This window comes from Alteromonas stellipolaris (assembly GCF_001562115.1).
Lineage (GTDB): Bacteria > Pseudomonadota > Gammaproteobacteria > Enterobacterales > Alteromonadaceae > Alteromonas > Alteromonas stellipolaris.
Map to the genome: position 1 here is coordinate 4,158,817 of NZ_CP013926.1, position 13,909 is coordinate 4,172,725.

8 protein-coding genes are annotated in these 13,909 nt (G+C 44.6%); 6 read left to right on the forward strand and 2 right to left on the reverse strand.

All coding sequences use genetic code 11. The features are described from left to right. The first annotated feature begins 87 nt into the window (after nt 1-87). The 4 genes from AVL57_RS17575 to gorA all read left to right on the forward strand — a co-directional run bounded on the left by AVL57_RS17575 (nt 88) and on the right by gorA (nt 5,497). Nucleotides 88-912: a phosphate/phosphite/phosphonate ABC transporter substrate-binding protein gene (locus tag AVL57_RS17575; RefSeq protein ID WP_057796572.1), complete on the forward strand. Its 825-nt coding sequence runs from the start codon at nt 88-90 to the stop codon at nt 910-912. Further along, nucleotides 909-2,609 carry an ATP-binding protein gene (locus tag AVL57_RS17580; protein ID WP_057795770.1) on the forward strand — a complete coding sequence of 567 codons (1,701 nt, stop codon included), beginning with the start codon at nt 909-911 and terminating at the stop codon, nt 2,607-2,609. The genes AVL57_RS17575 and AVL57_RS17580 overlap by 4 nt, the downstream gene beginning before the upstream one ends. Further along, on the forward strand, nt 2,606-3,934 hold the full coding sequence (gene nosR / locus AVL57_RS17585; RefSeq protein ID WP_057795768.1) for a response regulator c-di-GMP phosphodiesterase, NosR family: 1,329 nt from the start codon (nt 2,606-2,608) through the stop codon (nt 3,932-3,934). Before AVL57_RS17580 ends, nosR begins: the two co-directional genes overlap by 4 nt. A gap of 213 nt (nt 3,935-4,147) precedes the next feature. After that, nucleotides 4,148-5,497, forward strand: coding sequence for a glutathione-disulfide reductase (gene gorA, locus AVL57_RS17590; protein WP_057795766.1), 1,350 nt, complete (start codon nt 4,148-4,150; stop codon nt 5,495-5,497). 111 nt (nt 5,498-5,608) lie between these two features. On the opposite strand, the gene AVL57_RS17595 is transcribed toward gorA, so the two are convergent. Next, nucleotides 5,609-7,798, reverse strand: coding sequence for a molybdopterin oxidoreductase family protein (locus AVL57_RS17595; protein ID WP_057795765.1), 2,190 nt, complete (start codon nt 7,796-7,798; stop codon nt 5,609-5,611). A gap of 272 nt (nt 7,799-8,070) precedes the next feature. Here AVL57_RS17595 and AVL57_RS17600 point away from each other — a divergent pair, with 272 nt between their 5' ends. Together AVL57_RS17600 and AVL57_RS21220 are read left to right on the forward strand one after the other, a co-directional pair. Continuing rightward, complete coding sequence (locus AVL57_RS17600) at nt 8,071-11,406, forward strand: amidohydrolase family protein (protein WP_057795763.1); 3,336 nt, start codon at nt 8,071-8,073, stop codon at nt 11,404-11,406. Between the two features lie 287 nt (nt 11,407-11,693). Beyond that, on the forward strand, nt 11,694-11,846 hold the full coding sequence (locus tag AVL57_RS21220; RefSeq protein ID WP_156454872.1) for a hypothetical protein: 153 nt from the start codon (nt 11,694-11,696) through the stop codon (nt 11,844-11,846). A gap of 247 nt (nt 11,847-12,093) precedes the next feature. Here the strand turns inward: AVL57_RS21220 and AVL57_RS17605 are convergent, their stop codons facing one another. Continuing rightward, entirely contained in the window at nt 12,094-13,638 is a 1,545-nt protein-coding gene (locus AVL57_RS17605) for a hydroxymethylglutaryl-CoA reductase (RefSeq protein WP_057795761.1), read from the reverse strand. Nucleotides 13,639-13,909: the final 271 nt, after the last annotated feature.

Consider the following 13,909-nt stretch of genomic DNA (forward strand, 5'->3'; position numbering starts at 1 on the left):
AGTTTTTGCTATGGCCTTTTTAATTGGGTCGTTTGAAATGCGTCTTTTAAATGAGTGAGTTTGGGGTGAATCATGGTCAAAAAATCAATGTTTCAAGCTGCACATCGTATTTTTGCTTTTTTAGCACTCACGTTGTTCGCCACTTATGGTGCATGCAATACGTTGACGCTTGGGATAGTGCCACAACAGTCAGCGAAAAAGCTTGCCGAAACTTGGCAACCGCTTATCAACTATATTTCGGAACATGCCAACATTGATGTTGTATTTAAAACGGCGAAAGATATTCCTACCTTCGAACAACGACTGGCCGAGGGAGAATACGACATTGCCTACATGAACCCCTACCACTTTGTGGTATTTCATGACTCAGTTGGCTATCGCGCACTGGCTCGCCAAATAGACAAGCGAATTAAAGGTATTATTGTTGTGGATGCGAACAGCGATATTGTGTCGCTTGACGATCTTAATGGCAAAGAAATCGCCTTTCCTTCTCCTGCCGCATTTGCTGCCACTATTATCCCCAGTGCATATTTGAAACAGCAGGGCATTCTTTTTACGCCACGCTATGTGCATTCTCATGATTCGGTGTACCTGAATGTACAACGAGGTTTTTTTAACGCTGGCGGCGGCATAATAAGAACCTTCAATGGTGTTGATGACAATATACGAAGTGCCCTTCGTATTTTATGGGAAAGTGATGGGTATACCCCCCATGCAATAGCTACCCACCCTCGGATTACCGACACGCAAAGAGATGCACTATTGACTGCGTTGCTTACTCTGTCAGAGGACGAAGACAACAAACAATTATTAAAAAACGTTGGCTTTAAAGGTTTTATATCATCAGTAGATGAAGATTGGGACGACGTACGAGCCCTAGGCATCACCTCATTAGCAAGGCCGCAATTGTGAAAAGAGACGCGTCGCTCACACTATCGCTAAGAACCAAGACTATTGTTGGGGTAGCACTTATTGCTGCCATTCTGTTTTTAATTCTTATCACCACCGTATTTAAATTATTAAATGACTTAGTTGACACCAGTGTTGAAACCTCTGCCCAAACCACCACAACCTTGTTTGTCTCTACCGCGAAAAATGCCTTTTTAAGCTACGACCTCGCTTCGCTAGAGGCAGATGCATCAGAAATGCTTTCAAACCCCAATATCAGCTATGTTCGGGTTCTCGATAACAACAACAATGTGTATGTCGAAAAAGGTGAACATAGCGTACTTAACCGTCCTTTTAAGCAAGATAGAGATGTAATGAGTGCGGTAGACGGTATATACGATACCTCCGCTGACATTAAGGTTGGCGAGACACTCTATGGGCGTGTAGAGATAGGGCTGGAAGTTGATTCTATTAACAAGTCAGTAAAGCGAGTTCGAACATGGACACTCACTCTTGCATCCATAGAGCTCGCCCTTATCGCATTGTGTTCATTCTTGCTTGGGTCATACTTAATGTCGCAGTTAAAGCAACTAAGAGCGGGCGCTAGGCATTTAGGCGCGGCGGTTAAAGATAAAAACTATCAGGATATCTCTGTCAAAGTGCGTGGCAAAGATGAACTCAGTGAGTTGGCTGATGCGTTTAACCAATTAGTTGAACTTTTGAAAGACGAGAATATTCATCGTGAGCGTGTTGAAGATGAACTCAAAGAGCTCAACAGCTTATTGGAAGTGAAAGTAAGAGAACGCACCTCGTTGCTAAATCAGAAAAACTTTCAGCTTGAAGAAGCAAATAAAGATTTAAAAGAAGCACAGGTTCAATTGTTACAAGCAGAGAAAATGGCATCAGTTGGCCAATTGGCCGCGGGGGTAGCGCACGAAATCAATAACCCGATTGGATTTGTGAATAGCAATATGCATACTCTCAGCGAATACGTATCGACCTACCAAATGATATTCCAACAGCTGAACGATGTGCTTTCAAAAGATACCGCCACCCAACAAGATGAAGCGATAAAACAGTTGCGTAACATTATACAGCAGCAAGATATGGAATTTATCAACAGCGATATCTCTGAACTCATCACCGATTCGAAAGACGGCCTGATTCGGGTTGCCGAAATAGTCAAAGGGCTAAAGCTTTTCTCTCGTGTAGACAGTGATGAAATGCAGTCTTACAACTTAAATGACTGTGTTCGCACCACCCTAGCGATGGTGAACAACCAGCTAAAGTACATATGTAGCGTAGAAACGCATTTAGGGTCGATTCCCCATATCATGATGAACATGGGGAAAATTTCACAAGTTGTAACTAACCTTCTTATTAATGCAGGGCAAGCCATCGAAAGTACTGGTATACATGGCACCATTACCATTACAACGCGGGAAATAGATGGCAACATTGAACTTACGGTGCAAGACACTGGCTGCGGTATTAAATCGAGTCACCTAGATAAATTATTTAACCCCTTCTTCACTACCAAACCAGAAGGGCAAGGTACCGGACTTGGGCTTTCTATTTCTTTTGGCATTGCTCAAGAACACGGCGGCACCCTTCATGCTTCAAGTAACGATGGGGAAGGAAGCTGTTTTACGCTAAGCCTACCAATACATAATCCGTTAGACGACAACGCCGAAGATTCTTTTCAGGACGATTCACTATGAATGATACCACTGACCAAAACGCAGACGTGTACACTGTTTTATTTGTCGACGATGAACCTAATATTCTTCGTGCCATTAAGCGCGCGCTCTTTTCTTTAAAAGTTAATTTATTGCTGGCTGACAGTGGCGCAAAAGCGTTAGAGATCATGAAGGAAAATGAAGTTCACGTGATCATTTCCGATATGAAAATGCCACAAATGTCTGGTGCTGAATTACTTCAACAAGTCGCAGAATTGTACCCTGAAAGTTATCGGCTAGTGCTAACCGGTTATGCCGATATAGAATCGACTATCAAAGCGGTTAACGAAGGAAAGATTCATCGTTATTTGCAAAAACCGTGGGACAACAAAGAGCTTATATCTGCCATTGAAGATGGGCTAGAACGAGTAAAGTTAAAAAACGAAAATGCCCGCCTGCAGAAATTAACTCGACTACAAAATCGCAAGTTAAAAGAAGTGAATACGTCACTTGAACAAATGGTGCATAAGCGTACTCGCCAAATTAAAGCCGCGTTGAACAAGATTGAAAAGCATAATCTTGCAATGGAACAAGTACTGTTTAACGTTATTAGTATTAACCCCAATATAGACGGCAAGTTTGCCATTGAAGTGAGCGAGCTTGCCACTAAGTTAGCAAAATACCTTCAACTGAGCCCTGAAGACGTTAAACGGGTGCGCTATGCCGGGCTTATTTGTGAACTTGGTTTACTAGGGCTAAATACAGACGATTTTCTAGCCCCGTTTTCGAAACTAAAGTACCAGCAGCAACAGAACTACTTAGATCAAACCAAACAAGCAGCGCTTATGCTGGCACCTGCAACAGAGCTACAGCCAGTATCAGACATGATTGAATTCCAATTCGAGCATTACAATGGTGCGGGACCACGTAATGTGGTGGCAAAAGAAATTCCAATTGGTGCTCGCATCGTGTCAATCGCAAGAGATTACTGGCGTTTAGTCACCGGCCGAATGAGCGGTGAAGAGATGACTCCCCGTGATGCAAAAGCAGAAATGAAAAAGCATACCAACACACGGTATGACGGTGAAATTCTGTCATTCTTGTTGGAAGATGATGATGTGAGCACGTCAAAATACATTTACAACACTATGAAAGCCTCTCAGCTAAAAGCGGGCATGGTGTTAGCCAAAAATTTATACAACGACAGCCATATTCTTATTCTGCCTGAAGGGCATATTTTCACCGACGCGACTATTCAAAAGCTAAGACAATTTGAGGAAGAACGTCGCCGTGAATTCAGTATTTTGATTGAGCCCGATACGCCGTTAGATGACCCCGAAGAAGGTGCTGCGGCTCAAGACGCGTGATCTTAAGCGTATCTGTAGTAGTACCCATAAAACTGGAATAGAGAAGCACTAAGGTAATTAGTGCTTCTTTGTTTTTTTGTAACTGATGCCTACGATAATGAAATCTTCTACCTTGAGCCTCGGTCTCTTAAACGCGTATACAGTGTGTATTCCTTCAATTTCGTGTCACAATAAATGACAATTTTAGGCCTAACGGATAATAAGGCGGTTAACATGAAACATTTTGATTATATCTGCATAGGCGGCGGTAGTGGCGGCATTGCGTCTGCAAACCGTGCCGCCAAGCATGGTAAAAAAGCAGCCATTATTGAAGCAAAAGATATTGGCGGCACATGCGTTAACGTAGGCTGTGTGCCTAAAAAAGCCATGTGGTACGGCGCACAAGTTGCCGAAGCTATCCATCGCTATGCACCAGAATACGGTTTTGATGTGTCGGTGAACCATTTCAGTTGGGATAGTTTAGTGGCTAGCCGTCAAGCTTATATCGAACGTATTCATGCTTCATACGACCGCTCGTTAACCGCTAACGACGTAACCCTTATTCGTGGCTTCGCGAAATTTGTCGATAACAACACTATTGAAGTCGATGGCGAAACCTATACCGCTGACCATATTACTATTGCCACTGGTGGCCGCCCTGTTATTCCTGATATTCCAGGAGCACAGCACGGTATTAACTCTGATGGCTTCTTTGCACTTAAAGAACAACCTAAAAAAGCTGTTGTAGTAGGTGCAGGTTACATTGGCGTTGAGCTTGCTGGCGTATTGCATAGCTTAGGTACAGAAACTCACTTGGTTGTTCGTAAACAAGCACCGCTTCGCCACTTCGACCCGATTATTCATGAAACCTTGGTTGATATGATTCATGCTGAAGGCTGCACATTGCACAACCACACCAGCGTTGAAAAAGTAGAACGCGGTGAAGGTAATGTGCTGTCTATTCACCTTACCAACGGTGAAGTACTTGAAGCAGACTGCCTCATTTGGGCTATTGGCCGCGAACCATCAACTGATGTGATAGCGATTGAAAATACCGATGTTGAGCTTGCCGAAAATGGCACGGTGAAGGTGGATAAATATCAAAATACTACCGCCAAGAACATCTATGCTGTAGGTGATATTACGGGTGAAGCCGAATTGACGCCTGTAGCAGTAAAAGCAGGTCGCTTGCTTAGCGAACGCTTATTCAACGGCCAAGAAGACGCGCACATGGATTACACCATGATCCCTACTGTGGTGTTTAGCCACCCGCCTATTGGCACAATTGGCTTAACCGAACCAGAAGCGGTTGAACAATACGGCGAAGACAATATTAAAGTGTACTCGTCGAGCTTTGCTTCTATGTACACAGCAGTAACCCGTCACCGCCAAATGACCAAAATGAAATTGGTGTGTGCAGGTGAAGATGAAAAAGTAGTTGGCCTTCACGGTATAGGCCACGGTATGGATGAAATTCTACAAGGCTTTGCTGTAGCCATTAAAATGGGCGCGACCAAAGCCGATTTCGATGCATGTGTAGCTATCCACCCTACTAGTGCAGAAGAATACGTTACTATGACCTAGGTGGTTTTACATAGCTTAGTTTAGAATAAATTAGCTTTGCTAAGATTAGTAAAACCCTAGTGTACTTATAAAATGTAAGGCGATAATCATTTGTTGATTATCGCCTTTCTTTTACATCCTCTCTAATGAAACGGGCACACCGTTTAATACACCATTTCCCGACAAGGTATCCACCTGCATTTCGTCTGTCAGAATATTGGTATTAACGCCAGGGTATTGGCTAGCGACACCCAGTTTTATCCCCTTTTTATTATGACCCCAGCCATGCGGAATAGAGACTACGCCTGGCATAATAGAATCGGTAATTTCAGCTTCCACTTGAACATGACCCACTCTTGAAGTGACTTTAACCCTATCACCCTCTTGAACTTGATATTTAGCAGCATCCACAGGGTGTAATTGCAAGGTACAGCGATTGTTTCCCTTCACCATTCTAGGGCTATTGTGTAACCACGAGTTGTTCGTTTTAATATGACGCCTGCCAATTAATACCATTTGATTTTCGTTACGCATTCGGTCGAAGAAGTGCGTCTTTACTCGAGCTATATCTGGCATAAAGTAATCGAAATCTAAATCGATTTTTTTATTCTCGTGAAAAATAGCGTTAGGTAATGCACTCTGCAACGGCCCAAGATCAATGCCATGCGGATGCGCTTTAAGCTTGTCTAGCGACAAGTTATAGCCTTCCTTGCCACTGCTAGCATGCGCCCCATATTGGCCACTTTTTAATAACTCGTCTATCAGACCTTGTGGCTGCTTTTGCCATAGTGCTTGATAGTGTGCGGTGCTTTTTCCATTTAATTTATCTAGGCGCTCTGCCAATGATAAGTATATCTGCCAATCGGTTAATTGGTTGTCATCTATGTTTACCACTGCCTCAGAATAGGTGGCGTAGTTTCTTACAGCAAAGTTGTGAAAAACCACATCATAGTGGTCACGCTCTAACGGGGTAACGGGCGGTAATATAATATCTGCATGGCGAGAGGTTTCTGAAATGTAGAAGTCCACAGACACGACAAAATCAAGTTGCGAAAAGGCACGTTCCAGCTGCTCGGTATTCGGCGTTGTTACCACCGGATTACCAGCACCGATGACCATGGCCTTAATTTGGCCTTCACCCGGTGTTAATATTTCTTCTGCTAAACATGCTACTGGGTATTCACCTGCAAAAGCCGGTAAACCTCTCACCCTTGAACTATAGCCTCCTATGCTGCCCCTGCTTGATACGGGAAGAATATCGGCGGCAGGTTGGGTAAACATCATTCCCCCTTGCCTATCTAAGTTTCCAGTCAGCATGTTAAACAGCATGATGAGATATTGCGTGAGTGTGCCAAATGCTTGCACACTCGCGCCCATACGCCCGTAGCAAACTGCGGATTCAGCTTCGCAAAAGTCGGTGACCAATTTGGTTATTTGTGAAGCTTTAATACCTGTTAGTTCGCTAACGGTTTCGGGCGGAAAGTCTTTTACATAGCCTTCAACATCAAGTAAATCTTCGGCGTAAGGTAAAAGCGCTTCTGCACTATGCAATTGCTTTTCAAATACTGCATGTAACATAGCAAGTAATAGCAATACGTCGCTGCCGGGGCGAATAAAATGATGCTCGCAGCTTAAATCAGCAGTGTCTGTCCGTTTAGGGTCGATAACCACTACTTTACCGCCGCGTTTTTGCACGCCTTTTAAGCGTTTTTTAACGTTGGGCACTGTCATGATGCTGCCGTTTGAAGCCAGTGGGTTTCCACCGATAATCACAAAGTGTTGGGTACGATCGATATCTGGAATAGGAATTTGCGACATATGCCCAAACAGTCTGCGACTCACGATATGATGAGGGAGTTGATCGACTGAGGTGGCAGAGTATCTATTGTGTGACTCAAGGGCGCGATAAAAATAAGGGCCGAACAAGATAGCCCCCATGTTGTGGGCATTCGGATTACCTAAATACACGCCAACCGCATCTTTCCCATGTGTAGACTGGATATGGTGAAGTTTTTCAGCAACGTAGTCAAAGGCCTCACTCCACGGTATTTCTTGCCACTCATCGCCCACCTTTTTTATCGGCCGTTTTAGTCTATCAGGATCGTCATACAAATCTTTCAACGCACTGGCTTTTGGGCATACGTGTCCTTCACTAAAAGGATTATCTTTGTCTCCCTTAATGGAGAGTATGCGGTTGCCCTGTGTTGCCACTTCAATGCCGCACATGGCTTCGCACAGCGTACAGGTTGAGTAATGGAGCTTTTGTTCTGGGCTGACCCCGCTCTGCTCTGAATTGCCCACGTTTTGCTCTGAATTGACCATGTACAGCACCTACATCAAATTTTGTTAACAGCTTGTTGCAAATTAGCGCTTATCAATCTAATAGACAAGCATCATCGTGAGTGATGGATAAATAGGCGGGTGGGTGGTAAAACTGTAGTTTGGTCGTTAGATTTATACGTGAAATCTCATAAGTAAGGTGGCGTCCCACCGTTTCAGGTTAAAGTTAACGATAAATTTACAATTAGATGAGACGCTCAGAGGCATACTCATCACTAGACAGAAAACGCACTTCAAGTAATTGGAAATAGATTATGATAAAAACAACAAAAAGCTTATTAGCCGTCGCACTTGTGAGCGCGCTAGGCTTAAGTACGGCGTACTCCGCGTATGCCGCTGACGACATAAAAAAAGAAACATCCATCAATGAAGAAAAATGGGATGTAAGTAACCCGCCATTTGCGCTTAACGAAGTCACTATCAATACTACCGAAACCACTTGGTCTAGCTTAGATATCGCACCTAACGGCAAGTACATGGTATTTGATATGTTAGGCGATATTTATAAAGTGAATATTGATGGCGGCGATGCCACACCCATCACGCAAGATTTCGCATGGAACATACACCCAAGCATTTCACCGGATGGCTCAAAGATTGCGTTTATTTCTGACCGAGATGGTATTAACAATCTTTGGATAATGGATAGTAATGGCGAAAACCTACGCCAAGTAACCAAAGAAAAAAACAACCTTATCCACTCTCCTAAATGGAGCCCCGATGGGGAATACCTGTTGGTATCGAAAGGTATTATGTCTAGCCGCAGTATTCCAGCGGGTGAAATTTGGATGTACCACAATACCGGCGGTGACGGCTTGCAAATTAAAGCTCGTAATCATGGTAAGAAAGACCAACAAAATATAGCTGACCCTGTTTTTTCCCACGACGGTAAATATATTTATTTCACAGAGAACACCGTGCCCGGAAGTCGTTTCGACTATAACCGTGATCCTTTAGGTGGCATATTCGCTATTACCCGATTCGACCGTGAAAATGGTGATGAAAGCCGTTACATCAGTGGCACTGGCGGTGCGGTGGTACCCACTCCTTCACCCGATGGTAAATACGTCGCGTTTGTTCGCCGCGTAAAAGAAAAAACAGCGCTGTTTCTAAAAGACATTAAAACCGGTGTTGAAACACCGCTTACCACAGAACTTGAACGTGATATGCAAGAAGGTTTTGGTTCTGAAGGTTACTTCGCTTATTTTGATTGGATGCCCGATTCCTCGGCCATTGTGTATTGGACGGGCGGTACTTTTCATAGCATCAATATTAACGATAAAACTATTTCAGATATTAACATTAGTGTAGAAGCTACCCTTCACTATGCTGATGCGCTGCGTTTTGATGTAGATGTTGCACCGGATGAATTTGATGTAAACATGATTCGCTGGTCGCAAATGTCGCCTGATGGCAAAACCCTCTTGTTTCAAGCATTGGGCAAACTTTACGTAAAAGACATTAAATCTGGCAAGATGAAACGCCTGACAAAGCAAAATGAACATGGTGAATATTACCCGCGTTTTTCTAACGACGGCAAAGCTATTGTTTACACCACATGGAATGATGATGAGCTAGGCTCAGTACGCATTGTTTCTGCCCGTGGCGGTAAAGGTAAAATCATCACTCAGCAACCTGGGCATTATATAGAACCATCGTTCTCAAGTGATCGAGAAAAAGTAGTGTACCGCAAGTTTACCGGCGGCTATTTGCTAGACCCTAAATACTCGGTGGACCCTGGTATTTATGTAGCAGACCTTGATAGAAAAACCGAAAAGAAAGTATCTGATGGGGGCATTAACCCACACTTTGCTGGTGACAATTCACGTGTATTTTTCACCGAATCTGTAGGCGGCACGCCGTATCGAGAGACACAACTTTCAAGCGTCAACCTACAAGGAAACGATAAGCGAACGCACTTATATGGCGCTGATGATGTAAGTGAGTACAAACTTTCGCATGATAAAAAATGGGTAGCATTCGTTTATCAGTTTAAAACCTTCGTGACCCCATTTGTTGAAAACGGCAAGAAAGTAACCATTGGCCCTAAAATGACATCACTGCCAGTTACTCAGCTTTCATCTAAAGCCGGAGAGTACTTAACATGGTCGCCGGATAACACGACGGTAAGCTGGTTTAATGGCCCAACCTTCTACAGTCGCTCGCTTAAAGAAGCCTTTGCGTTTGTAGATGGTTCGCCAGAAACATTGCCTGACCCTGTGGCTGACGGTATTAATTTATCGTTCACTACAGAAGCAGATAAACCTCGTGGTTATAAAGCCTTAATAGGCGGAAAAATCGTGACTATGCGCGATGCCGACAACACCCAAGAAGTCATTGAAGATGGCGTTATTATTATTAAAGATAACCGCATTGAAGCTGTGGGTAAGCGCGGTGATATTGCTATTCCTGAAGGTGCTATGCAAATAGACGCCAGTGGCAAAACCATTATTCCAGGATTAGTTGATACCCATGCTCATGGCGCGCAAGGCAGAAACGAGATTATTCCAGATAAAAACTGGAGCCAATACTCGAATGTTGCCTTTGGAGTGACCACCATTCACGACCCATCAAATGATACCACTGAGATTTTTGCGGCCTCTGAGCTTCAACGTAAAGGCGACATAGTTGCACCACGTATATACTCTACCGGTACTATTTTGTACGGCGCAGAAGGCCTAGGCTATAAAGCCATTATCAATAATTACGAAGATGCGTACTTTCACGTAGAGCGCTTGAAAGAAAGTGGCGCGATTTCGGTTAAAAGCTACAACCAGCCACGTCGTGACCAACGCCAACAAGTGTTATGGGCGTCGAAAAATCAAGACATGATGGTAGTGCCAGAAGGCGGCGGTAAGCTTCAACAAAACCTGACCATGTTAGTAGATGGCCATACCGGGTTAGAACACAGCTTACCTATTGAGCGCGGTTATAGCGATGTCACCCAGCTATGGAAAGCCACCGAGTTCGGTTACACACCTACATTTGTAGTTTCTTACGGCGGTATGATGGGTGAAGAGTATTGGTACGACCGTACTGAAGTATGGAAAAACCCACGCTTACTCCGCTACACACCAGCCACTATGTTACATGGCCGCTCGATAAGACGCCCGACCGCGCCCGATAACCAGTACAACCACCAAAACGTTGCCAGCTACGCCAAAGAGCTTCGAGATAATGGGGTCAGTGTACATATTGGTGCTCATGGCCAACGTGAAGGCTTAGCCGCGCACTGGGAGCTGTGGATAATGCAACAAGGCGGTTTCACCGCGTGGGAAGCATTACGCGGCGGGACTATCGATGGCGCAAAACACCTAGGTATGGGTAAAGACATCGGCAGTATTGAAAAAGGTAAACTGGCCGACTTAGTCGTTATTGACGGCGACGTATTAGCAGACCTACGCCGCAGCGAATATGTGGAATTCACCGTACTTAACGGCCGCGTATACGAAGCCGCCACCATGAACGAAGTGGGCAGTAAAACCAAGCGCTCCCCTTTCTTCTTCGAAGAAAACAACGCCACCTTTATGCCAAGAGCCACCGCTGAAGCGATTGACGCTAAAGCCCATCACTTCCACTGGAAACACTAATTACCGAATAAAGTATTAGCATTTATCAAGCCGGCGTAAATCGCCGGCTTTTTTATGCCTAACGATTTCCCCGACTTCCCACATAAATTAGCTTTCGGAACTACCTCCCTCACGCCAACTCACTCCAACTACCAATTTAGTTCAGAGGGTGGAAAGCACCATGACAGACCTTCCACCGCATGGATGCGGTGGCAGAGCCCCCATGGATGGGTTTATTGGGAGCTAGGGTTGCATTAGAAGTGTGGGGCACACAATAAGTAAGCCCTCCCCCTTCTAAAAAGTCTCCGATGACCGATGATGAGTATGGCTGGTGGGGCGATAGACTTACTCTCCCCAAAGTCAGCCACGGATTTAGCTCAGAGGGTAGGAAGCACCATGATAGACCTTCCACCGCATGGATGCGGTGGCAGAACGCCATGGCAGGGCTTATTGGGAGCTAGGGTTGCATTAAAAGTGCGGGGCACACAATAAGCAGGCCCTCCACCTTCTAAAAAGTCTCCGATGGCCGATGATGAGTATGGCTGGTGGGGCGATAGACTTACTCTCCCCAAGCCAGCCATGGATTTAGCTCAGAGGGTAGGAAGCACCATGATAGACCTTCCACCGCATGGATGCGGTGGCAGAGCCCCCATGGATGGATTTACGGCGTGCCTGTGCTTGTGTGCCCCAAACTTCGTATTGTCTCCGTCAACGGTTACGTCCATATTGTTCGTGAGACGACACCCAATCAGATGAGCTAATGGCTGACGCTAACGAGATTTCCCCCGCTAAGGCCACCGCTGCAACAATTTCGGCAAATTTATACACCTTGTTTTTGCCATAGCAATCGATGAGCTCTAAACACTCGCGCTGAGTGCCCATTCCGGTGCCACCACCATAGGTGGCTACGATTAACGAAGGAATGGTAATAGACACATACAAGTCGCCATCATCGGTAAGCTCTGAATACATAATAGCTGCCGATGATTCCGCTACGTTTGCCACATCTTGCCCCGTGGCAATGAACATGGCAGTAATGCCATTCGGCGAATGTAAACCCGTATTGTTCACACCTGATAGGAATGACCCAACACCCGCTACCCTGCCGTGATAATCAATTTGCTTAGGCTCTACACGCATAATTTGCAGTAAATGCTCACGCTTTATCGTGGCCTCCGCGGTTACTCGTTTACCACGCGTACGCATAATATTTATTTGTGAGGCTTTCTTATCGGTGGCAAAGTTAGATTCTAAGTAGAAGTTCTCTATCCCTTCATAATTATCTAAAATCCACCCGCACGCAGCGAAAGTAGCTCGCCCCACCATGTTCTGCCCAGCCGCATCGCCGGTTAAATAATTAAAACGTAAAAAGGCAAATTTGTTTGATAGAAAGTGGTCGATATAAGTGAGTTTGGCAATGCTGGAAGTTGATTCAGCCTCTTCTCGAATTTTGCTGATGTTTTGGTTTACCCAAGTCACAAAATCCCTTGCGCCACGGGCATCGCTAAATATAAAAACAGGGGCACGCTGCATAGCATCATCAACAACGGTGGCCTTTACTCCACCGCTCATATTGAGTAGCTTCATACCACGATTATATGACGCCACTAAGGTGCCTTCTGTTGTAGCCAGTGGCACAACAAATTCACCTTTCGCATGTTCACCATCAATTACCAATGGCCCTGCAATACCAATGGGCACTTGAGCTACCCCAATGAAATGCTCAATATTGCCTTTTAATTTATCTGGGTCTATCGAGTATTTACCCACGTGATTGAGTTTGCCATCAGTGAAACTTTCAAAATACGACTGGCGCTTTTTGATAATGTCATCGCCATAATCGTCGTGGTCGTCACGGGGTATATGCAACTTGCGATTCGCTGGTGAGGTCACATTATCTTCTACTTCGAACTTAAGCTTTCCAAAAGGCGACGCTGAAAAACAGATGCCTATTTTGCGCTTTTCAGGACTTACTTCTTCATTGAGTTCTAGGTGTACCGTGATGACTTGCCGTAATGAAAACGGCATACCACCGGTGTCATTCAGTGCATCGACACTAATGTCACTGTCGTTGCTGCTTTGAATAGAGATTTTATGGCTTGGAACTTTCTCACCATCAAATGAAATCCATTTAAGCTCTTTTAATGTGGCATCTTTTAAACGGTTTTTAAGTGCGAAGGAAACGCCGTTGTCAGTTTTGGTTAGGCTTCCGTGAGTGTATAGCTGCTTGAGTAAAATACTTGGTACAAACATGTGAGTTCCTATTCCGTTTTGGTTAAGCCACTGCGTGAATTAAGTACACTACTTTTTATAGTACAACCTTTGTACAGTATCACTAACCTTTTGCATTTCCATCAATTTTTAACCACATTTAAATTTGAGCCATTTCATTAAAAATTCATCAAGTTTTGCGCCAACACCCTATGAATAAAGGGCGGCGAATGCCCTGACTTCTTTTTATTCGATATTCCGAGCCCGCCTCTTCTAACGTTAACAGCGTCAAGGCTTTTCCCAAGACCACTTG

What these genes read in the sequence shown, in the direction of transcription:
- AVL57_RS17595 (WP_057795765.1), bottom strand. Translation starts at nt 7,798, where the DNA reads ATGGTCAATTCAGAGCAAAACGTGGGCAATTCAGAGCAGAGCGGGGTC.
- nosR (WP_057795768.1), top strand. Translation starts at nt 2,606, where the DNA reads ATGAATGATACCACTGACCAAAACGCAGACGTGTACACTGTTTTATTT.
- AVL57_RS21220 (WP_156454872.1), top strand. Translation starts at nt 11,694, where the DNA reads ATGACCGATGATGAGTATGGCTGGTGGGGCGATAGACTTACTCTCCCC.
- AVL57_RS17575 (WP_057796572.1), top strand. Translation starts at nt 88, where the DNA reads ATGTTTCAAGCTGCACATCGTATTTTTGCTTTTTTAGCACTCACGTTG.
- AVL57_RS17605 (WP_057795761.1), bottom strand. Translation starts at nt 13,638, where the DNA reads ATGTTTGTACCAAGTATTTTACTCAAGCAGCTATACACTCACGGAAGC.
- gorA (WP_057795766.1), top strand. Translation starts at nt 4,148, where the DNA reads ATGAAACATTTTGATTATATCTGCATAGGCGGCGGTAGTGGCGGCATT.
- AVL57_RS17600 (WP_057795763.1), top strand. Translation starts at nt 8,071, where the DNA reads ATGATAAAAACAACAAAAAGCTTATTAGCCGTCGCACTTGTGAGCGCG.